This is a genomic window from Quyinboa mangrovi (assembly GCF_042219825.1).
GTDB lineage: Bacteria > Bacteroidota > Bacteroidia > Bacteroidales > UBA5342 > JBHJHP01.
This window is the reverse complement of record NZ_JBHJHQ010000006.1, coordinates 342860-364941: the sequence shown is the minus strand read 5'-3', so window position 1 is coordinate 364941 and position 22082 is coordinate 342860. Positions and strand designations below refer to the sequence as shown.

The 22082-nt window shown below is 40.0% G+C and carries 18 protein-coding genes; 3 read left to right on the top strand and 15 right to left on the bottom strand.

The genetic code is table 11. The annotated features are described in order from the left end of the window. The first annotated feature begins 186 nt into the window (after positions 1-186). Entirely contained in the window at positions 187-5976 is a 5790-nt protein-coding gene (locus ACE1ET_RS14745) for a NosD domain-containing protein (RefSeq protein WP_375729188.1), read from the top strand. A 136-nt stretch (positions 5977-6112) separates the two neighbouring features. Here ACE1ET_RS14745 and ACE1ET_RS14740 read toward each other — a convergent pair whose 3' ends face one another. Continuing rightward, the gene (locus ACE1ET_RS14740) at positions 6113-7768 is read right to left on the bottom strand and encodes an aldolase/citrate lyase family protein (RefSeq protein WP_375729187.1); all 1656 of its coding nucleotides are present in this window, start codon (positions 7766-7768) and stop codon (positions 6113-6115) included. 270 nt (positions 7769-8038) lie between these two features. Here ACE1ET_RS14740 and ACE1ET_RS14735 point away from each other — a divergent pair, with 270 nt between their 5' ends. Further along, a complete protein-coding gene (locus tag ACE1ET_RS14735) occupies positions 8039-8548 on the top strand; it encodes a hypothetical protein (protein WP_375729186.1) in 510 nt (169 codons plus the stop codon). A gap of 62 nt (positions 8549-8610) precedes the next feature. Here the strand turns inward: ACE1ET_RS14735 and ACE1ET_RS14730 are convergent, their stop codons facing one another. The 14 genes from ACE1ET_RS14730 to ACE1ET_RS14665 all read right to left on the bottom strand — a co-directional run bounded on the left by ACE1ET_RS14730 (position 8611) and on the right by ACE1ET_RS14665 (position 21095). Further along, complete coding sequence (locus tag ACE1ET_RS14730; RefSeq protein ID WP_375729185.1) at positions 8611-9654, bottom strand: ketopantoate reductase family protein; 1044 nt, start codon at positions 9652-9654, stop codon at positions 8611-8613. A gap of 330 nt (positions 9655-9984) precedes the next feature. Continuing rightward, positions 9985-10443: a ferritin-like domain-containing protein gene (locus ACE1ET_RS14725; RefSeq protein ID WP_375729184.1), complete on the bottom strand. Its 459-nt coding sequence runs from the start codon at positions 10441-10443 to the stop codon at positions 9985-9987. Between the two features lie 18 nt (positions 10444-10461). Then, the gene (locus tag ACE1ET_RS14720; protein WP_375729183.1) at positions 10462-12240 is read right to left on the bottom strand and encodes an FAD-dependent oxidoreductase; all 1779 of its coding nucleotides are present in this window, start codon (positions 12238-12240) and stop codon (positions 10462-10464) included. A 19-nt stretch (positions 12241-12259) separates the two neighbouring features. Further along, positions 12260-13462, bottom strand: a complete 1203-nt coding sequence (locus tag ACE1ET_RS14715; protein ID WP_375729182.1) for an NADH-quinone oxidoreductase subunit D — start codon at positions 13460-13462, stop codon at positions 12260-12262. Next, positions 13455-13982, bottom strand: a complete 528-nt coding sequence (locus ACE1ET_RS14710) for an NADH-quinone oxidoreductase subunit C (RefSeq protein ID WP_375729181.1) — start codon at positions 13980-13982, stop codon at positions 13455-13457. Before ACE1ET_RS14710 ends, ACE1ET_RS14715 begins: the two co-directional genes overlap by 8 nt. Positions 13983-13988: 6 nt before the next feature. Further along, entirely contained in the window at positions 13989-14651 is a 663-nt protein-coding gene (locus tag ACE1ET_RS14705) for an NADH-quinone oxidoreductase subunit B (RefSeq protein ID WP_375729180.1), read from the bottom strand. Positions 14652-14661: 10 nt separating this feature from the next. Continuing rightward, complete coding sequence (locus ACE1ET_RS14700; RefSeq protein ID WP_375729179.1) at positions 14662-15567, bottom strand: respiratory chain complex I subunit 1 family protein; 906 nt, start codon at positions 15565-15567, stop codon at positions 14662-14664. Then, positions 15564-18698: a proton-conducting transporter transmembrane domain-containing protein gene (locus tag ACE1ET_RS14695; protein ID WP_375729178.1), complete on the bottom strand. Its 3135-nt coding sequence runs from the start codon at positions 18696-18698 to the stop codon at positions 15564-15566. Before ACE1ET_RS14695 ends, ACE1ET_RS14700 begins: the two co-directional genes overlap by 4 nt. Further along, complete coding sequence (locus ACE1ET_RS14690; protein ID WP_375729177.1) at positions 18692-19063, bottom strand: sodium:proton antiporter; 372 nt, start codon at positions 19061-19063, stop codon at positions 18692-18694. The genes ACE1ET_RS14695 and ACE1ET_RS14690 overlap by 7 nt, the downstream gene beginning before the upstream one ends. Then, a complete protein-coding gene (locus ACE1ET_RS14685; RefSeq protein ID WP_375729176.1) occupies positions 19063-19758 on the bottom strand; it encodes a Na(+)/H(+) antiporter subunit B in 696 nt (231 codons plus the stop codon). Before ACE1ET_RS14685 ends, ACE1ET_RS14690 begins: the two co-directional genes overlap by 1 nt. Then, positions 19751-19996 carry a hydrogenase subunit MbhD domain-containing protein gene (locus ACE1ET_RS14680; protein WP_375729175.1) on the bottom strand — a complete coding sequence of 82 codons (246 nt, stop codon included), beginning with the start codon at positions 19994-19996 and terminating at the stop codon, positions 19751-19753. Before ACE1ET_RS14680 ends, ACE1ET_RS14685 begins: the two co-directional genes overlap by 8 nt. A 1-nt stretch (position 19997) precedes the next feature. Next, entirely contained in the window at positions 19998-20345 is a 348-nt protein-coding gene (mnhG, locus tag ACE1ET_RS14675) for a monovalent cation/H(+) antiporter subunit G (RefSeq protein WP_375729174.1), read from the bottom strand. A 2-nt stretch (positions 20346-20347) separates the two neighbouring features. Further along, a complete protein-coding gene (locus ACE1ET_RS14670) occupies positions 20348-20560 on the bottom strand; it encodes an MrpF/PhaF family protein (RefSeq protein ID WP_375729173.1) in 213 nt (70 codons plus the stop codon). A 40-nt stretch (positions 20561-20600) separates the two neighbouring features. After that, on the bottom strand, positions 20601-21095 hold the full coding sequence (locus ACE1ET_RS14665; RefSeq protein ID WP_375729172.1) for a Na+/H+ antiporter subunit E: 495 nt from the start codon (positions 21093-21095) through the stop codon (positions 20601-20603). Positions 21096-21286: 191 nt separating this feature from the next. Here ACE1ET_RS14665 and ACE1ET_RS14660 point away from each other — a divergent pair, with 191 nt between their 5' ends. Continuing rightward, positions 21287-21976: a Crp/Fnr family transcriptional regulator gene (locus ACE1ET_RS14660; RefSeq protein WP_375729171.1), complete on the top strand. Its 690-nt coding sequence runs from the start codon at positions 21287-21289 to the stop codon at positions 21974-21976. The last annotated feature ends 106 nt before the right edge of the window (positions 21977-22082 follow it).

Genomic DNA, 22082 nt, shown 5'->3' with positions numbered 1-22082 from the left:
TCTAAACAGTGTATTCTTCAATTAATAAATGTACTTAATAGCACCTTATGGATTTTATGTTTGCAATTCTACTTAGAAGCTTTAGGACTGTAAATCGAACTTGAGTGTCGATACTCAGATTACATTTAACAAAATAAATCATCTAAAAATAAATCCCTTATAAATATTAAAACAGGAGGATAAGTCATGAATCGTATACCATTACTTCTAATTTTTTTTCTGCTTTTTTCTACAGGTAATTTATCGGCCCAGCTATCGGGAACCTATACCATTGGTTCAGGTGGCGATTATGGCAACTTTAATGATGCAGTAACCGCCCTTACCACCAGTGGCGTAAACGGTGCTGTAACCTTTGATGTTTTATCAGGAAATTACAGTGAACAGATTGTTATTCCTGCCATTAGCGGAGCAAGTGCATCCAATACAATAACTTTCCACGCACAGACAAATAATGCATCCGATGTGACATTACTTCATAGTGCTAGTGGCAGCGGAGATAATTATGTTGTCAGGTTAGATGGAGCATCATATATTACTTTTAATACACTGACACTATCTGCATTAGGAACTACTTATGCACGTGTCGTAGAAATATTTAATGCTTCCGATCATATTACACTGAGTAATTCGGTATTAAATGGATATGAATCAGCTACGACTTCTGCCAATCAATATTTGGTTACAGGTAATAATACATTGATAGAAAATCTGACTGTTGATAACTGTACATTTAACGAAGGATCAATTGGTGTATATCTTCAGGGCGTTAACGGCAGCAATTTGAGCGGATCAAATGTCATACAGAATACGGTATTTAACAGTTTAGGTTACTATGCTGTATATACGCAATATCAAAGTGGAATTCATCTGACCGGAAATGAAGTCAGTGCTGGAAATGGTTTTTATCTGCACACCTCACAGGGAGAAATGCGGATTTTGAATAATAAAATAAGCTGCTATGATTATGGTCTGAATATATATAACAGTACCGGAGGGAACAACTTAGTTACCGGCCCAGGGTTGATAGCCAATAATATGATTTATGCAAGCAATAATTACGGAACCTATATATATGCCTGCAACTACCAGAATTATTACAACAACAGCATTAACATGACTTCAGGTAACAATGGGACTGTTGGTTTTTATATCTACAGTGGCGGGAACAACAACATTGTAAATAACAGTTTTGTACATATGGGATATGGCTTTGCCGCCCATATTCAGTCTTCGTCATCGATAAATGAACTGGATTACAACAATTACTTCAGCAATGGCAATTTCCTTATTAAATGGGGAAATGATGGCGTTTATGATCTGTCGGATTTCCAGGCATTAAGCACCAAAGATGTTCATTCGGTGTCGGTATATCCCAATTATTCTTCCAGCAACGATCTGCATACCATGACACCATGGCTGGATGGAAAAGGAACTTATCTAAGCGAAGTGCCCCAGGATTATGACGGGGAAAACCGTGATGGGTCAACTCCCGATATTGGTGCTGATGAGTTTACACCTGATGCTGCCAATACAACGCCTCTTGCCGGGCATTATACAATAGGCGGCAGTTCTCCTGATTATGCTTCAATGGCTGATGCGGTAACAGATTTACTCATTAAAGGGGTATCAGATTCCGTTTTTATGGATTTCCGCAATGGAAATTACAACGTTCAGCAAACTATCTATACCGTTCCGGGGACAACTACGGATATTCCTGTTGTATTTCAATCAGAAACCGGAAATCGTGATAATGTGACCCTTTACTTTTATGCTACAGGTACCGGAGACAATTATATGGTACATTTACATGGTGCAGATAATATTCATTTCCGTAAGCTTGGATTCTCAGGGAATACAGATAATTCGGCTTACAGCAGGAATATTGCCCTGACCGGTGGTGTGAATAATTTTAAACTGGAAGATTGTAACCTTAACGGTTCTCAAAATTCAAATGCTTATGCAGCATTGTTATCCGCACAGACTTCTTTGTATTACTCCAGGCTCATTTCTGGCAACAGTTTTAACGGCGGAGCCTTTGGCGTTTACAGCTCAGGAGTTAATGGAAATATTCGTAGTATGAATGCTGTGATTACTGATAATGAGTTCAATGATCAACGAAATTACGCATTACAAGTTCAGTATGAAGACGATATCTCTATCATGGACAACATGGTAAATGCACCATCCGGGAATGGAATTTATCTGCATACCTGTCATGGCGAAATCAAGGTTCTGAAAAACATGATTTCTTCATCAAGCTACGGAATAAATGTTTATAGCTGTACGGGTGGCAGCAATTTAGAGACAGGCCCTGGATTGATTGCAAATAACATGATTTATGCAAATAATAATTATGGAACCTATATGTATGCCTGTAATTACCAGAATTATTACAACAACAGCATTAACATGACTTCTGGTAACAGCGGAACTGTTGGTTTCTATATCTACAGTGGCGGGAACAACAACATTGTAAATAACAGTTTTGTACATATGGGATATGGCTTTGCCGCCCATATTCAGTCTTCGTCATCGATAAATGAACTGGATTACAACAATTACTTCAGCAATGGCAATTACCTTATTAAATGGGGAAATGATGGCGTTTATGATCTGACTGATTTCCAGGCATTAAGCACCAAAGATGTTCATTCGGTATCGGTATATCCCAATTATTCTTCCAGCAACGATCTGCACACCATGACACCATGGCTGGATGGAAAAGGAACTTATCTAAGCGAAGTGCCCCAGGATTATGACGGGGAAAACCGTGATGGGTCAACTCCCGATATTGGTGCTGATGAGTTTACACCTGATGCTGCCAATACAACGCCTCTTGCCGGGCATTATACCATTGGAGGAAGTAGCCCCGACTATGCGTCAATGGCTGATGCAGTTACAGATTTACTCATTAAAGGGGTATCAGATTCTGTATTCTTTGATTTTCGCAATGGAAACTACAACGTTCAGCAAACCATCTATACCATTCCGGGGACGACTACGGATATTCCTGTTGTATTTCAATCAGAATCAGGAAACCGTGATAATGTGACCCTTTACTTTTATGCTACAGGTACCGGAGACAATTATATGGTACATTTACATGGTGCAGATAATATTCATTTCCGTAAGCTTGGATTCTCAGGGAATACAGATAATTCGGCTTACAGCAGGAATATTGCCCTGACCGGTGGTGTGAATAATTTTAAACTGGAAGATTGTAACCTTAACGGTTCTCAAAATTCAAATGCTAATGCAGCATTGTTATCCGCACAGACTTCTTTGTATTACTCCAGGCTCATTTCAGGCAACAGTTTTAACGGCGGAGCCTTTGGCGTTTACAGCTCAGGAGTTAATGGAAATATTCGTAGTATGAATGCTATTATTTCAAATAATGATTTCAACGATCAACGAAATTATGCATTACAAGTTCAGTATGAAGATGGTGTTTCCATAATAGATAATATGGTAAATGCAGCATCCGGGAATGGAATTTATCTGCATACCTGTCATGGCGAAATCAAGGTATTAAGAAATATGATATATTCCAGAGATTATTGCCTGAATTTGTACAGTAGCTCAGGCGGTAATGATTTAGAGACCGGGCCAGGTTTAATTGCCAATAACATGTTTTATGCAAGTAACAATTACGGAACCTATATGTATGCCAGCAGCTTCCAGAATTATTACAACAACAGCATTAACATGACTTCTGGTAACAGCGGGACCGTTAGTTTCTATATCAACAGTGGCGGGAACAACAACATTATCAATAACAGTTTTGTACATATGGGATACGGTGTTGCGGCCCAAATACAAACTTCATCCTCACTTGGCGAGCTGGACTACAACAACTATTTCAGCAATGGGAATTACCTTGTGGAATGGGGAAATGATGGCGTTTATGATCTGCCGGATTTCCAGGCATTAAGCACCAAAGATGTTCATTCGGTATCGGTATATCCCAATTATTCTTCCAGCAACGATCTGCATACCATGACACCATGGCTCGATGGTAAGGGAACTTATCTAAGCGAAGTGCCCCAGGATTATGACGGGGAAAACCGTGATGGATCCACACCGGATATTGGCGCCGATGAATTTACACCTGATGCTGCTAATACAACGCCTCTTGCCGGACATTATACCATTGGCGGTAGTTCTCCTGATTATGAATCAATTGCAGATGCGGTTACAGATTTACTTATTAAAGGGGTATCTGATTCCGTATTTATGGATTTTCGTAACGGGAATTACAACTTCCAACAGACGATCTACACCGTTCCCGGAACAAGTAAAGATGCCCCCGTTGTTTTTGAATCAGAAACAGAAAACCGCGATAATGTAACCCTGTATATTTATGCCGCAGACGCCAGTCAGAATTATATTTTACACTTGCATGGTGCGGACTACATTCATTTACGAAATCTGGGCTTTTCAGGGAATACAAATACATCTCAGTTTAGCAGAAACATTGCCCTGACCGGCGGTGTAAACCATTTTAAACTGGAAGATTGTAAATTAATGGGATCTCAAAATGCGAATGCTAATGCAGCATTATTGTCCGCACAAACTTCTTTGTATAAATCCAGACTCATATCAGGCAACAGTTTCAATAGTGGAGCGTATGGGGTTTATAGCTCCGGTGTAAATGGAAACATCCGCAGCTTAAATGCCATTATTTCTAATAATGAGTTCAACGATCAACGTAATTATGCGGTTCAGGTACAGTATGAAGATAGCATATCTATAATGGATAACATGGTAAATGCACCGTCAGGGAACGGTATATACATGCATACCTGTCATGGTGGAACCAAAGTTTTGAATAATAAGATCTATTCATCAAACTATGGTCTGAATGTATACAACTGTACGGGAGGTAATAATCTGGAATCCAACCCCGGACTCATCGCTAATAATTTTATTACTTCAGGTAACAATTATAGCACCTATATATATGGCAGTAGCAATCAGAACTTCTATAATAACAGTGTTAACTTAACAGGTGGCAATACAAATTCCACTGCATTTTATATTTACTCTGGCGGCAATAATAACATCGTTAATAACATACTGGTTAATAGCAATAGTGGATTTGCCTATTATGTTTATACCGCAGCATCAGTAAATGCAAGTGATTATAACGATATATATTCTAATGGATCTGTTGTTGGTTATTGGGGTGCAAATAAAGCAACCCTTGCCGATCTCCAGTCTGCCAGCAGTAAAGATGCAAATTCGATATCCATTGATCCTCAGTTCATATCCGGTACAGATTTGCATGTCAAGGCCCAGGGGATAGATGGTGCAGGTACACCATTGGCAGATGTCACTGAAGATATAGATGGAGAAGTGCGTGATGAGACAACTCCGGATATTGGCGCTGATGAGTTTACATACGGGCTTAACTATGCTCCTGAAATAACCTCAGAACCTTTTATGGATGCCGTAGTACAGCACCTTTATGAGTATCAGGTTACAGCAACAGATAATAATGGTGATGCATTGTCGTATAGCCTGACTACAGCGCCTACATTCCTTGGCGTAGATGCTTCAGGTCTGATTTCCGGAACTCCTTCATCAGGAGATGTGGGAGACCATACTGTGGTAGTAGAGGTAACTGACGGAAATGGTGGAAGCGATACCCAGACATTTACACTGCATGTCGAATTAAATGTTGGACTTGATGATGTAAATTCAGGAACTCCTTCAAATTACATGTTGTATCACAATTACCCTGATCCATTCAGGAATACAACTTATATTAAGTATGACCTGCCGGTATCAGATTATGTAAAACTGGAGGTTTATGATATTAACGGAAGATTGATTAAACAGCTGGTTAGCAGCAGACAAGATGCTGGATCCTACACAATTCCATTCAATGCTGAGACACTACAGGATGGAATATATTTATACAGGATTAATATTGGCCAGTTCAGTGCAGTACAAAAAATGATTCTAAACAGGTAGGCACTGTTTATCGGATAATAAAAAATCAGCTTCTTATAGGAGCTGATTTTTTAATACACTAACTTTTGGACAATTTAAGCATCTGCACAGAACTTCTTTATTGTTCGTTCATTGTTTTATCTTACAAACTACTTATTTAACTATCGTATTCACTCAGTTTAACGAAAAGCTTTTGAGCTGTTAACTGATGATACAGTTCATTCACATGAGTTCCGTTATCCCTGAAAACAGCTTTGCCGTATTCTTTATATAAGCCATTAATATAGCTGAGATTTGGGAATGCTGCGTGTATCATATTATCCAGATCAGTACATAAAGCTGGTTCTATTTTTGTTTGCGATCTTAAATTTGGCCCCATGAGAATGAATTCAATCCTGTTGGACCGGCAATAATCCTCAATTTCAATTATTAATCGTTTAATTTTGGATAATGCAAACCATCTGTTGCCAATTAAACAGCCAGCCATATAATTTAAATCTACCAATGAATTATGATATTTTGAAGTGCGTTTGTTTTGTGGTTGATAATAGGTTCGACCAATCGATAACAGATCGTAGTTTTCAGACTCGTTAATATCTATTAAATGAAAATTTAATGAATGCTTAAGACATCCTTCATTATTTCTGTATCGGTAATATAACTTAATCATTCTTAAATATGGTTCAGGCCTTATACTCAACACTACAGCTTTAAAATTTCTGTCTCTAGTCTTATCTTTCAATTTCCCAAAAACATCTGAAAACCGCTCATATCTTATGATATCCGTTTCAAGCATCACACTGCTGTTTTCCATAAACAGTTTTCCTGTAATGTTTAGAAAAATATCCTCTGCAAGAATATCATACTGAACCGGAAAACAACCTCCTATGAATGCTATTCTTAACTTGTTCCTGTTGTTCTCTGATGCGAGTTTCACCGCGCTTTGATATTCCTGAACGGATATTATACGATCAACGCTTTTCGATAAACCTTTTCCAGAATTATATTCTTCATATTCAGCTATGATGTTCTCCGCATAATTCTCTGCCGGATAGTAATTAAGACGGTTTTGCAACAACATATTAAATTTCAAATCACTACCTGAAAATTTTAAACTTTTTGTAGTCTGTTGATTCGTTAATGTTATCTGACCAAAGTTGTTACCTGTTAATGTTTTCAAGTATCCCAGCATTGCAATGTAGAATTTTTCATTTGACCAATGCAAATAAGGTGAATTAATAAAACAGGTTTTATCGGGCTCAATTTGAGACAGAATTTTTTTAATCCACTTCCAGTACTCAAAGTTTTCCTGATGAAAAAACGGAAATACTCCTGCACATAAGTTATAGTCACAGTGACCAAAAGCTATATTGTTTACTTCCGGATGATTTGCAATTTCAGATGTTCTATCTAAGCCTGCTCTGTTTTCTATAACTGGAATTATTTCTTTATAACCAATGTGGCAACGATGCAGTTCTTTGATGATGTCATTTAATACTCTCACACTTTGAATCTTGGGTAAAAACACAGAATGAAATGTTAAATTACTTAATGCGTGGACATCTTTTTCAAATTCCGGATTCTTTATAGCATTAAGTCTGACACCTAATTTTGATTGTTTGTTAAACTGCCCATAAACATTCAAAAACTTTTTTCTGCCTTCTTTTTTCAAATTAACAGTACCTTCATAATCCCCATGTTTCATAAGTCCATCCTCAAAATCAAAACATATGATTAGCCTCTCATCTCCGGCATTTTTAATATGAGAGATAGTCGTATTTTCATCAAATTTTATAAACTGGTAAATCTTCATCAGCCAGGTAAATTGATTATATAAATCAGATTTTTATTTGCATAAGTTTATGGCTTAAAGATATGAAATATATCCGTCCTTACAGCAACATAAAAAAACAACATTTCCAGACTTTTTATTTTATGATAGCCTCAAATGTTAAACCTTTTAAAACTAATGACGAGTAGTGTTAAAAGAAAAAACAAATTCACAACAAATTATCATTCCTGCTGTTTTAAACTAGTTCTGAGTGATAAAAGGAATATTAAAAACCGTTTAATTTAACTCGACATGACATACAAACATTCCTTTAAAGGACCTTTCTATTTCTTGCCTGCTATAATGTTATTCATTTTAGTGGTACCGTCCTGCACCAAGGATGATTCAAGAGTTGGAGAAACCTATGAAATGAGTTTCTCTGTTAATGGAACAACCGTAAAATATACATCACAAGCTTCATTACTGGCTAATTTCGCAAATACTGGAGCTCAATATCTTGCAGTATTTACTGGTAATGATGCTACATCCAGTATGAATATTACGGCATACGACGATCAACCTGTAAGTAAGAAAAGTTATTCGGGATATGCCACATCGGGCACAGCATTAGTCGGTGTACTGATGACATATCAGGATAATGACGGAACTGTTTTTTCCCAAGGCGGTGGAGACGTAATTGTCAGTATTTCTTCTATAACCGACACGTCTGTAAGCGGTACGTTTAGTGGAATTTTGAAAGCCTCTGGAAAACCGGATATGGTCATTACAGACGGAAAATTTACATTAAAGCGCACTGGCTGATTGGACGAACATACTGCACATTTTCGCATACAAGCCCAAATATTATGTTTGTAAATGTTTGATTACTTACATTCCTCAAAAAGATATACGTTATCTGGTTCAGGCTTATATTCTCCATTTTCTATATCATGAATTATCTCAATAACTTTATCATTATAGGGCGTAGGAACATCAAACTTTTTTCCATATTCCGAAACAATACCATTTATAGATTGTATTTCACAGGGTTTTCCTTTCTCTAAATCCTGAAGCATACTCGGCTTCAATGAAGCATGTTTCTTTATCACAAGCGGAATTAAAAGAAAAGTTATGTATTCCTTCAGTTTATTATTATAGTTCATTAGTTTTCGAATGTTCTTTCCCTGTATCGGTTCAATATTAATATTGGCTTTATCCGCAACGTCAATACATTCTTTGATGATCCTTTGAATGCATAATCTGGACTTTTTATTATTTGCAGCCTCTCCAAATGTACATCCCAACACGGCTGAAACACCACTAAAAGAACTATTTATCAACAACTTGGACCATCTGGCACCTATAAAATTTGATTCTATGGTAACCGTTCCCATTTTTTCAAGAACATTCTTAATTTCATGTAATTTCTTTATGTCCCGTCCTGGAGTGCCTATACTAAATGTTAGGCTATCAGGGCTGGAAGTCAATTCACAGACGCCGTTTCCAATCATTGTTGCTCCCCAACTAACTGCACATCCAAATGTTTTATCTTCACCTATTATTTCCGAAACTAAAGCTTCAGGCATTCCATTTTGAGCCGTACAGATAACCCCATCCTTAGTTAAAAAAGCGCTAAGGAATTTTACTGTAGCTTTATTCTCCAACTGTTTGGTCAACAAAAATATCAGGTCATACTTTCGGGTCATTTCTTCTGGATAGATTGCATTAACCGGAACATTCATTTCTACGGTGCCGATAATTTTTGCCCCTTTTTTCCTTAATCCCTCAATATGAGATGTATTTCGGTTTACCAGATCAACATTTAAATCTGCCTTTGTTAAATAAGCTCCAATTATAGTACCCAATGATCCGGCTCCATAAATCGCAATATTCATTGTGAAATTTTGCTTTAATATTTTGAATTCCAATGCAATTTAAAATATTTTCATTGAATTTTAATAAGTCGCAATTGTTTATTCCCGACTTGGATACAGTAGTGATGAAATTTATAAGTTTAATCACTCCTATTTCAATTGCTTTCTTACATAACATGCCTAAAAAACAACATATTGAACATAAATTCAAATTTTAACATACGTGTCCCCCCTCACAATAACCAGTAAGAATAATAAAATCTATAACGGGTACGGTATAGGCTCAAACATTTATTGATAATATGAAAATTGACTCATCCTAAGATATGAAATTTGGTTCATTTATTTTTTATGCATGAGCCAACAATAAATAATACTACCGGACTAATTATCCTTTAGCACCACCTCATCGTATTCCAGTTCAAAACGTAATTTATGTCTGGATTCCTCCTGAGATAGGCTGAAGAACAAGGACTGTAGCAATTGGTCTGTGACTTTTTGGGCAAGGTTAGTATAAAGATGGAAAGCCGCTTTTTCCTTCTTCATCGCGACAATCAATATCTCCTGATAACTCATGCCGGCATGGGGTACAATATCAACCAGATAATCGCCTATTTTGATATCCTGTATTTCTTTAGGAGTAAACTTAAACTGTCTGCTGGTTCGGATGTTTTCCAGACGCTTTTTATGAGCGCGTTCTTCCCCGGCAAAAGAAAGGAATACATTTTTCATCTCAGGATTGCGTGCAGTCTTCGAAAGGTCTACATACAAATCAACACTTTCCTCTTCGCGCTCAATCGCAAATTGCAAAATATCATCAGAAGTTTGAAAATCTTTAACCATGATCGTAAGTTTTAAAGTTTAGTGATTACATAAAAAGGCATCAATTCCTTTGGCAGCACGGTGGCCATCGGCAATAGCACTGATGGCATCTGCCGTTCTGTTAACAGAATCTCCGCCAGCAAAAAGCCTTTCGATGGAGGTCTGCATCTGTGAATTTGTAACTATATGTCCCCGTTCCGTTTTGAGTTTTTCAATCCATTCAACACCAAGAAAATCGTAATAGGCTTCCTGACCAATGGCTCCGATCACAGTATCAACTTCAACAATCGTTTCGCTACCCTCAATAGGTACTGGCCGGGGACGACGTCCCTTTGGATCATCAACCATTTTAGCATGCAGGTATTCAACAGCTTTCACCTTCCCTTCCTCGTCTTTCAATATGCGTGTAGGAATAGCCTGAGGAATAATATGTACGCTTTCCTGTTCACAGCCTTCAATCTCCTCCGGATCGCTGGGCATGTCCTGAACCCTCCTCCTGTAGAGAATGGTTACTTCAGCTCCCAACCGACGGCTAACCCGGGCTGCATCCATTGCCACATTCCCACCACCAATGACAACAGCTTTCGCGCCCAGGCCAGTTTCTTTGTTTTCATTTACATTTCTCAGGAAATCAATCGCCTGCATGGAACCAGCAGCATCTTCACCATCAATAGCAATGAGGTATGGCTTTTCAAGCCCCACACCCATAAATACAGCATCATAAGCAGTATACAACTCATCAAACGTTACTTCATTACCCACCGTGGTATTGAACTGAAACTGAACGCCCATATCCCCGAGAAACCCGATTTCTCTTTCAAGCATATCCATTGGTAGTCTGTATTTTGGAATTCCATACATGGTAGCACCTCCTGGATGTTCTTTTGCTTCAAAAACAGTAATTCTGTAACCCAACGTGCGCAGATAATAAGCAGCACTTATGCCCGAAGGACCAGCACCAATAATGGCAATATGTTTTTTCCCTTCCGGCAGGGAATCAAGTCCCAGTATTTTTTTGTACCGATCGAAAGGAACATGATCGGCAATATATCTTTTCAACCAGCGGATAGCCAGTGCATCACCTTTCACGCCCACAGAACATACTTCTTCGCAACGGTGAGTACATACACGACCACAAATCTCTGGCAGTGGATTGGTTTCATAGAGAATTTTCAAACCTTCTTCCAGCTTCTCATCCCTTATAGCTTTAATGTATCCTGGAACATCCATATGAGCCGGACAGGAAGCCACGCAAATGCCGCAGGATACACAACGGTCGGCCTCTTTCTCTGCCTGTTCTTTTGAATATCCTTTTACAATCTCAATGAAACTGGTTGTTCGACTGTCTGGTTCAACTTCTTCCATGACAACCCGTTCGGGATTATAAAGAGAATAACCGGGATTGGTCCAACCTTTTTCGGCATCATCCCATGGTTTCTTTTCCACACCGGGAATATACCGAAATTCATCAGGATTGTCGGCCACCCAGGTATATTCGTTTGACATAGTCAAAGACCCGGTGGTACAAATATCCACACAGAGAGCACACCAACAGCAACGGCCATAATCGACCATCGGACGCAGTCCGCTGTCGCCTTTTTTAGTCTCAATCCCCTCAACAGGTACCAGATCAATGGCCCGGTTTTCACATATGGCCTCGCAGCTTCCACATCCTATACATACTTCAACATTATTCTTATGAAAACCCCGGTAACGATCCGCCCCGGGACGTTCAGTAAAAGGATCCCTGACAGTAACTGGATTTTTAACAATGTTACTCCATGCCGTAAAAGGGGTTATTATATCTTTGATCTTCATTGTGCTTTATACTTGAAAATTATCGTTCAATTTCAGGCGGACACGTGGCCAGGGAAACCATCATCACACTTATATCAGAAATATTGGCGTTCACCAGCAACTTTTCCAGAAGCGCGATGGCATGTGTATAACTGGGGCCGCGCAGATTGATACGGCGCGGATATTCTGTACCGTCACTCACGGTGAAAAAACCATATTCTCCACGGGATGACTCACTGCGAACATAAGTTTGCCCCGCAGGAATTTTCCAGTTCAGTGCATTAGGAATTTCTCCAAGGATTTCCCCTCTTTTAGGCATTTTTCCAAGAATCTGTCGAATCAGATCGACTGTATACTTCAAATCCATGTAACGCACCCAGGTGCGACTGAACACATCACTGGCAGACTCTTTATCCACATAGGGTTCAAAATCCAGTTGATCATAAACCAGGTAAGGATTGTCTTTTCGAACATCCCGGTTATATCCGGCAGCCCGTGCATTAGGACCCACGATACCATAATGATCAACCCAGGATGGATCAACATAACCGGTGCCAACAGCGCGTTTTTTAAATACGGCATTGTCGATTACCAGCCGCTTAAATCGAATCAGAAAATCGTCAATATCATTTAGGTTACCGGTGAGCCGATCCTTAAATCCTTCAGGCATTTTGCCACGTACACCTCCCGGAATCATGTACATGTGGTAGATTCGCGCACCCGTAAGTTCCTCAAAACGGTCGAGGATCAGGTCACGAAGGTATACTCCCCATTGAACACCAAGCCCAAGTCCCAAGGTACCACCATGTGCAGGCAACAAACGAAGCAGGTTACCGATTCGGGCCATCTCCAACACCAGGGTACGCATCCACTGGGCATATTCCGGTACTTTTACACCTGTAAGTTCCTCCATAGCAGCAGCCAGGTTGTATTCGTTGCTATCCGGTTCAGGCACACACATACGTACAACCGTTGGGAAACACTGCATCCAGGTACGGCGTTCAAATAATTTCTCAAACCCGCGGTGAAGATAACCAACATGGGACTTTGCTTCCACAACTTCATCTCCGCAGACTGTGAGTTCGAGAGACATGTTACCGGTTACACCAGGATGGTTCGGACCATGCCACAACCTGACATATTTACCTGAACTGAGATCAAACTGTAGTTGTCCGCTTTCATCAGGTTGTGGGTAAGCGCTTCGGTCAGGCTGAATCAATATTTTAGTGTTATTGCTACTCATCGGGATACAATTTTTGTTTCATGTACGTGGCCGGATCATGGGTCATACGACCAGGTCTCTGGAAATAGGTTTCTTCGCTGTATTTAAGGGTATCAAAATCTCGGCGCATGGGCGGTACATTATCCCAGCCTTCCAGCACGAAGTTTTCGTCCACCCGGGGACTTCCGGGAAAATCAATACCGTACATTTCTTTCAGCTCGCGCTGGTAGGTCCATGCCTGCGCCCAGAGATGATGTGCCGAATGCATCGTCGCATTTTCGCGGTTTATATTGGTAACAATCGAAATATCTGCATGCAGGTCATGATTATGCACTATATAATTGAGTTTGAAAATACCTTTTTCATTCCAGTCGACCACTGTAATCATCACGAGATGGGAAAAACCTTCCATATCTCGAAGGTGTGTAACCACAGATATAGCCTGATCTTTTGGTACTGTAACAAAATACAGGTCGTCCCTCTGTTTCTTAACGGCCATCACCTCAAAGGTTGACCGTAAACGTTCTATAATCTTTTCCATAAACGGCTACCAGTTATAATCGGGCATGTTCCAGTCCCGAATGATTTTTTTCTGATTAGCTTTATATTCATTAAAGTTTTCGGCGTATTTATTTGCGCCCTCGGCTTTACCTGCCTTAATCCTTTTTTTAAGCGCCTCGAAACCTGCCAGAATAGCTTCCGGTCGCGGCATGCACCCGGCCACATAAACATCTACAGGCAAGTATTTATCCAACCGGTTGATGGTATTGTAACTGTCAAAATACATGCCCCCGTTTATGGTACAGCTTCCCAGGGCCATGACGAACTTTGGATTCTGCATCTGTTCGTAACTACGGATAGCCCTTTTCAATGTCTTTACACTGAGATATCCCGAAATAATCATCAGGTTGGCCTGGCGAGGGGTTGGACGCATCTGTACACCAAACCTGTATGCATCAAACCGCGGTGTTAGCAGAGGGTACAATTCGATACTACCACATCCTGTTCCAAATGCCAGTACCCAGATACTCTCGGCTCTCGCCCAGTTAAAAAAATTCTCAAATATCCTTGTACGCCTGGGTTCATGTATCTTTGGCTTTGCATCACAGAAGTAATCCTGGATGGGATCAACTGTGATCTCCTCCTCTTCCGGACCAATCACTGTTCGTTTCATTAAATCCTTGTCGATAAATTCTTTTTTAATTGCCATGAGATCAGGATTATATCATAAAAATTCCAACAATACTGAGTGCCAGCGGTAGTTTCAGAAACCACGGGATACTTTGATCAATACGAAAACGCGGAAAAACCAGCCCAACAAATACAGGCCAGAAGAATACACAGAATGATTTCACAATCAGTTCAATCCAATTTGTTGCTCCTCCAAAAAACAGGTTTACCATCAGAATGGATTCACTCACATACAGAATAGCGCGGTTGGTTTGCATCAGCCCCAGGTAAGTTCCATGATATTCAGTTGGCGGACCAATGGGGATCTCCTGTGGAGCCTGCACAACATTAAACGGAGCAGCCATCATCATCCCGAGAAAGGAAAGCATCGCTGCACTTCCTGCAAAAGGATTCGTAAAAATGTTCCAGTGCATAATGCCCCCCTGCTGACCGGCTACAATTTCAGTTAGTGAGAAGGAATGATGACTTGCAGCCACAGCGATCACCGCCAGGGTGAAGGGTACTTCCACAGTAGTCACCTGTGACAATCCACGACTTATTCCAATAAATGAATAAGGATGTCCTCCCTCACTCGCCCCCAACGCCATTCCCAACGTTCCAAAAAACATGAAATACATGACCAGAATCACATCACCTGAAAATGAATAGTTACTCCAGAGTTCACTTCCGTAAATAAGAGGCATAAAAAGAAAGATTCCCACACCACCTGAAAGGCGAAATACCGGCCCCAGGTAAAACATCACTCCATGGGTTATCTGACTGCGCATTGTATAGTTTTTTATAAGGTCTATATAAGGCTGATAAAAAGGCATACCGATCCGCTTACCTATTCTTGCCGTAATCCGACGTATCAAACCGTACTGTAGTAAGCCGTAATTTAATACGATAAATAGTCCTAAAAGGGTAAACAACAGTTTTGTCCAGTCAATAATCATAACAATTTTCCTCCACTAAATGAGAAATAGAGAATAATAGCATAAATCAGCATGTGAAGAGCATACGTCTGTCCGTTACCTGTATACCAGGTTCGTATCTTATCGGCTATCGCATCAGAACACTCTGAAACAGCTTCCCAAAACCTTGATGCCAACGGAGTCATCAGAAAACCCAGTGCTTTTTTATAACCTGCAAACATGTTGTAGGATATGTGTGTGGTTTCAGGTCTGAAAGGACGTTCAGCGGCAAATACAATGTTGAATTGCTTAACTTTTTGTGCTTTCCGGCTGTGATACATTAGCCATCCCAATATAATCACAAACATTACGACCACGACAGATATTATAACAAAAGCATTCCAATAGCCAAAGGAGGTTGAAGCCAGACTTCCTGACCATTTGAGAGTTTCTCCTGATACAGATACCGGAATCAGTGTAGCCAGCGGTTTAAGGAGTACACCCGGATCTGCCGAAAGCACCATTATTGCGACCATAAAAATTACCTGTGGCAGTAAGTAATACCAGGGTGCTTCTTTCACCCTACGATGGTTGTCCTTTAATTGTCCAAGAAAAACTGAAGCGATAAGTTTGTAGAGATAAAGAAAAGCCACGATACCAGAAAAGAAAATCACGGCACCCTGCAGATACCATCCGTTTATCATTACTGCATTGTAAAACATCCATTTACCAGCGAAGCCTGCCAGAGGCGGCATGCCTGCCACTGTGATGATACCTATCAGCACTACGATAAATGATAGCGGCATACGTTTAATCAGCCCACCCATTTCGTACATATTTCGTGTTCCGGTTCGATATATCACACCTGCTGCCGACTGGAACAGCATGGTTTTATACACAAAGTGCAAAACCATATAGAAGAGAGCAATAAGTAATCCAAGTCTGTTATTCATGGCCAGGGCAAACATGATATAACCCATGGCCCCCACGCTGGAATACGCAATCAGCCGTTTCATATCTTCTTCATAGATTGCCAGCATATTACCGGCCAGTGCAGTAAAAGCCCCTATCCAGCCTATAATATAATAGATATCATAGCCAAAGAGTTGTTGAGGGCCAAAAGAAGTAACCAGCCAGAACAGCCCCAGTATTCCCGCATTTATCAGCACACTTGAAACAAGTGGTGTGGCATCATCCTCAGCTTCGCTATATGCACCAGGCAACCATATGTGCAATCCAATAGCTGCTGTTTTAATCATAAATGCAATGGCAAACAATATAAACAGTATGCCGCCACCAGCGACAAAACCTCCCAAATTGCCGAAAAACACATCTCCGGCCTTTAATGATAATAAACCAAAGGCGAAAAGCATAATGAAAGCGCCTCCGGCTGAAAACATCATGTAACGCAAGGCTGCTTCCCTTGCGTTCTTACCACGAAGGATCAGTATATAGCTACCAAGAGCCATCAGCTCCCAGCCCAGAAAAAAGCTGAGGTTATCTTCAGGATGAACCAACATAATCAACCCATAAATAGTCATTGCAGCAAAAGGATAAAATCCGGGACGCTTTCCTTTTCTTACAAAGCCGGGAATGAGCGTGAGTACTCCTCCCAAAAGAAAAACACCGATGAAAATCAGTTGCAGCAGGTTACCGTTAATTTCCGGATATACCAGATATCCAAAAATCATCAGGGAGATGATGAGTAAACTGTTTTTAATAAAAACCGGTAGGAAGTCAAACATAAAAAATACGGCAATAAGCAGAATCGGCAATAGTACGAAAAGTGAATTGAGATTAAGGTTATCAATGAAGAAATAAGAGGCAATAAAGAGTCCTGCACCAAATACCACTACCGGCAGTTGTCTGAACCAGGGCATATCAGGTTTTGCAGACGAATCAACTTCTGCATGGAAGACTCTTCCGAACCATTTAAAGAGGAACTGAATTTCGAAAACGCTGCCAAGCAATATCAGTCCGATCCACCCCCAGGCGTGACCACCTGACAGATGCATTACCATTTCCCATTTAGCAAAAAATGAAGGGAATGGTGGTAAGCCTGCCAGAGCAGTTACAAAAACTCCAAAAAGAAAATACAGGAATGTCTTTTTTCGAAGAATACCCCATTTTGATTGTTCATCACTTTCAACCAATCCGTTCAGCCAGAACAGTCCGGCTTTAGCAAAGTAATTGGTAATGAGAAATCCGAGGATAATAAACCAGAAACTATTTCCATAAAATGACGGTATAGTCACCAGAGACAGCATCAGACCACTCTGTGCTACAGATGAGTACCCCAGCATGCGACGAACATTTTCCTGCCGTGTGGCCAGAAAATTGGATGTGGCAAAGGTAATGATCCCAAAAAGAGCTATGACCGGATGCCAGCCTTCGGGTACTACTGGCATCAGTTTATAAATAACGAACAACACGGCGGGTACTGATGCCGCTGAAAGTGCACTACCAATAGCCGGGTGGGACGTTTCATACATATCCAGTGCCCATCCATTGGCCGGAAAGGGTTTACTCTCAAGAACCAGTGCAATTATCACAAAGAAAGCTGCAATGGCACCTCCCTTAATTGTGGTTAGATGTGCCATAAAATCGATATTGAGAGTTGCTGTATAGGCGTAGGTAAAAATAATCCCAATCAGCAACAGTCCGGATATTATTGAAGAAGCAATCATGAATTTAAAACCGACTGCAATACTCCTTTGGTTCTGAACCAGGACCAACAAACCGGCAGTAGCAATGGAAGTAACCTCAAGGAAAACAAAGAGATTAAAGAGGTCACGGGTCATTACCATCACGTTAAGACCAAACAGAAAAACGACAAGAATCGAAAGTATATATTTCCCTGAATTCTTCAACAGATCAAAGAGATATATTACCGTCATTAAACCCAATAGATTAATCATGGTAGTAAGCGTTGCTTCAACCAGGCTCATACGAAGGTTAATCGCAAATGGAGGCTTAAAGCCAGCTGTATAAACCTCAATAGATTTTATAGATCCCAACAGAATGCCTGTTAACCACGATGCTGAGATAGCCAACATTCCTGCTATTGCTATCAAAAGGACATAAACAAGCCTGTGTTGCTGGCGTTTTCCAGTAATACTCAAAAGGAATGCACTAATTAATGCGATGGAGACAATATGAACCGGATTTACCATTTTGTTTCTTTAAAATCTTTTATATCCAATGATTGACGGGTCCTGAACATTTTAAGAGCATAGGTAAGCATCACACCGGTAACTCCCACTCCAATAACGATAGAAGTAAGTACCAGAGCTTGCGGAACCGGATCAACAAACTTTTCTGAGAGATGTTGAATTCCGGTTGTTTTGTCGATGATTGGTGCTACACGACCTTTCATGTAAGACAAGGCGACGATAACCAGATTCAGCCCGGCATCAAAGATTGTAAAGGATACTATTATACGCAGGATATTTTTATTGGTCAGTGCCCCATACAAGCCCAGAAGTATCAGGAGAAAACCTGTTACCAAACCTATATTCTGTAAACTTATGTGTTCCATTATTCCTTGTTTTGAACTTCGTTAAGATGATGAAGGATATTAGAAAGTTCAGCTCCGACTTTGAGCCCTATAAAACTGTAGATAATCGGGATAACTCCTGCACTGAACAGTCTCCCCAAATGCCCCAGAGGTAGAATGCGGTTGTCAAGAAAACCCAGTCCAAGAATAGCTCCCAGTATGCCTATTATGACATAGCTGATTCCTGAGATACTCTCAATGGTATTGAACAAACCATGCCGGAATTCTGTCTGAGGATTAGCCATCAGCAGAAGTAAGAATCCTGTAGCAATGATTGCCCCCCCCTGGAAACCTCCTCCAGGAGTAAGATGGCCGTTGGCAAAAACGTACACACCAAAAAGTAGAATTAGAGGAAACAGCAGTTTCTGAGCAGTTGAAAGTATGATAGAAGATGGCCGTGGGTCATGTTTTTTTCTTGCTCCACCATTTTTCAGAAACATAGCAATCAGAGAAGCTGCAACAAAAAGAATGGTTACTTCCCCCAGGGTATCGAAACCGCGATATGTAACCACTACGGCAGTTACAATATTTGCTGCTCCAACTTCATGATCCGCATTATCGGCATAATATGCCGGAAGTTCAGGGAGTGATTCATTTTCATGATGCGTCAGTAGAAAACGTCCTAAAAGTACCCCAAAACCGATCAAAATAACAATTATGAATATGTTTTTATACATCGGATCTCCTTATTTTATTGATAACATAAAAGAAGATAATGGTAGTGAGTCCACTTCCGATTGCAGCTTCAGTCATTGCCACATCTGGTGCGGCTAATAAAAGATACAGTATGGAAGCAATCAGACTTAAAATTCCCGACGCAAGTACAGCCGTCCGAACTTTGCGAACAATGAGCGTTGCAATAGCCATACTTATCATAACCAAACTCAGGATTAAAGCTAAAATGATAGTTCCCATATTACTTTTCCTTTTTCTTTTCTTCTGACTCTGATTCGCTTAATTTATCAATCACTGTTTTTTTAGAAAGCGTAATACCGATATGATGCGCGGCCCTTGCAAGAGTATGAGAGGATACAGGATTAGTAATGATCACAAACGAAATCAGGATAAAGGCCTTGCCTGCCCAGGTAAGGTTGATAATAGCAATACCCGCTATGGAAAGGATGGTTCCCAATGTACTGGCTTTAGTTCCTGTTTGAAGGCGATTGTACAAATCAGGCATCCGCACAATTCCCAATGCCCCAAGGAAAATAAAAATTGATCCCAGGAGGGTAACAATACTTCCGATTAACGTGCGAATCTCCATATCTACATCCCTTTTTCAATAAAACGTGCTACAACGATGACCCCGGTAAAACTGAGCAGACCATATACCAATGCTACATCAAGATAAATAAACCGGTTATTAAAAAAGGCAATCAGGGTAATCAAGGCAATTGATGAAACAGTCATCACGTCAAAAGCCATGATACGGTCGGCTGAAGTAGGCCCTTTTATAAAGCGCCAGAGGGCTGTCAACATACCCAGCAGTATAAATCCGCCTGATATATACAAAATAATATTAACCATACATTACCTCCAGATATTTTTCAAATTTTGATACTATAGCATGAGTTGCTTCTTCGGTCCGTGTACTGCTTACATCAATCCAATGAATAAACATGCTGTCATCACGAATATCCACCGTGAGTGTACCCGGAGTAAGGGTAATGGAATTAGCAAGCATCATTTTTCCAATATTGGTTTTCAACCGGGTTTTTACCTCTACAATACCAGGGTTGATAGGTAGAGATGGATTAAGCACACGTAAAGCCACATCAATATTTGACTTTATGAGTTCCCACCAAAACACTCCCAGAAAGGCAATTGAATAAAGAAAGCTTTTAGGAGTTAATCGTACGTGTTGTAATACTTCACATCTGCTGCAAACAGCTACAGCAATCAACGCAGAAATAATCGCTCCGGTAATAAGGACATCTGCAGCAACTGACCAATTCAGAGCCATCCAGGTAATGTATGACAACACAAAAATTAAGGACAAATTTTTCACATTCATGTAAATGAATTTAAAGCACTTCAAAGCTATTAAGCTCATAGCTAGGATAACCAGAAATCAAGTATAAATATGTTTACTAGTTGATAAAATTATGTTGATATCAGAACAGATATAAAGCAAAAAAAAAACAGAGCTATGGATACTGTTATAAAAATGCACTAATTTTGGTAGTTCACAATAGGAGGTTGAAAATGTACGAACAGAAAAAGACCTGTCAGGAATGCAATACAAAATCAACCTGTTTTAAAAAACTTAGCATACTAGAACTGGAAGTGGCAAATGCCAATCGAGTGGAATTACATTATCGAAAGGGTGAAAACATAGCCAAGCAAGGTTCGTTTGTTAGTCAGATTTTATATCTGCAGAAGGGTATTGTTAAAGTATATATGGAGACCGGGCGGGAATCGGATATGATCCTAAATATCTTCAGTGAAGGTAGCCTTATTGGCTTGTCCGGTATTTTTTCTGAAGAATCCATGCAATATTCAGTAGCCGCCTTAGAAGATTCCATAATTTGCGCCATTGATAAAAAGGTTATTGAAGATATGGTGAAAAATAATGGCGAATTTGCGAGAAGCATTATTGAGGACATCAACAGGCTGACGTATTATCATTTTAAAAAATTAATTGCAGCAACGCAAAAACAACTCAATGGAAGAATGGCTGATGCGTTGCTGCATCTTTCGAATGACGTATATTTCAGTGATGATTTTAATCTGGCTCTTTCGAGAAAAGAACTGGCCGAATTGGCTGGAATGAGCATGATGAGTGCAATTAGAGTTATTAAAGATATGCAGAAAAACGGCATTATAGAAGAAAGTAATGGTTATTTACTGATCACTGACAGACAAAGACTGGAAGAATGGAGTACCTATGGATAAAATCTTTGATTTATCTGTTTTATGATAATCCTCACATAGCGGGATTTTTGAAGAATTAATCCCGATATGAAGTCTGAATCACCCGCATTGCAGCTGCGAACACATG

What these genes read in the sequence shown, in the direction of transcription:
- ACE1ET_RS14685 (WP_375729176.1), bottom strand. Translation starts at nt 19,758, where the DNA reads ATGTATAAAAACATATTCATAATTGTTATTTTGATCGGTTTTGGGGTA.
- ACE1ET_RS14690 (WP_375729177.1), bottom strand. Translation starts at nt 19,063, where the DNA reads ATGGAACACATAAGTTTACAGAATATAGGTTTGGTAACAGGTTTTCTC.
- ACE1ET_RS14720 (WP_375729183.1), bottom strand. Translation starts at nt 12,240, where the DNA reads ATGAAGATCAAAGATATAATAACCCCTTTTACGGCATGGAGTAACATT.
- ACE1ET_RS14715 (WP_375729182.1), bottom strand. Translation starts at nt 13,462, where the DNA reads ATGAGTAGCAATAACACTAAAATATTGATTCAGCCTGACCGAAGCGCT.
- mnhG (WP_375729174.1), bottom strand. Translation starts at nt 20,345, where the DNA reads ATGGAGATTCGCACGTTAATCGGAAGTATTGTTACCCTCCTGGGATCA.
- ACE1ET_RS14735 (WP_375729186.1), top strand. Translation starts at nt 8,039, where the DNA reads ATGACATACAAACATTCCTTTAAAGGACCTTTCTATTTCTTGCCTGCT.
- ACE1ET_RS14740 (WP_375729187.1), bottom strand. Translation starts at nt 7,768, where the DNA reads ATGAAGATTTACCAGTTTATAAAATTTGATGAAAATACGACTATCTCT.
- ACE1ET_RS14665 (WP_375729172.1), bottom strand. Translation starts at nt 21,095, where the DNA reads ATGAATGTGAAAAATTTGTCCTTAATTTTTGTGTTGTCATACATTACC.
- ACE1ET_RS14700 (WP_375729179.1), bottom strand. Translation starts at nt 15,567, where the DNA reads ATGATTATTGACTGGACAAAACTGTTGTTTACCCTTTTAGGACTATTT.
- ACE1ET_RS14695 (WP_375729178.1), bottom strand. Translation starts at nt 18,698, where the DNA reads ATGGTAAATCCGGTTCATATTGTCTCCATCGCATTAATTAGTGCATTC.
- ACE1ET_RS14725 (WP_375729184.1), bottom strand. Translation starts at nt 10,443, where the DNA reads ATGGTTAAAGATTTTCAAACTTCTGATGATATTTTGCAATTTGCGATT.
- ACE1ET_RS14710 (WP_375729181.1), bottom strand. Translation starts at nt 13,982, where the DNA reads ATGGAAAAGATTATAGAACGTTTACGGTCAACCTTTGAGGTGATGGCC.
- ACE1ET_RS14705 (WP_375729180.1), bottom strand. Translation starts at nt 14,651, where the DNA reads ATGGCAATTAAAAAAGAATTTATCGACAAGGATTTAATGAAACGAACA.
- ACE1ET_RS14680 (WP_375729175.1), bottom strand. Translation starts at nt 19,996, where the DNA reads ATGGGAACTATCATTTTAGCTTTAATCCTGAGTTTGGTTATGATAAGT.
- ACE1ET_RS14745 (WP_375729188.1), top strand. Translation starts at nt 187, where the DNA reads ATGAATCGTATACCATTACTTCTAATTTTTTTTCTGCTTTTTTCTACA.
- ACE1ET_RS14670 (WP_375729173.1), bottom strand. Translation starts at nt 20,560, where the DNA reads ATGTTGACAGCCCTCTGGCGCTTTATAAAAGGGCCTACTTCAGCCGAC.
- ACE1ET_RS14660 (WP_375729171.1), top strand. Translation starts at nt 21,287, where the DNA reads ATGTACGAACAGAAAAAGACCTGTCAGGAATGCAATACAAAATCAACC.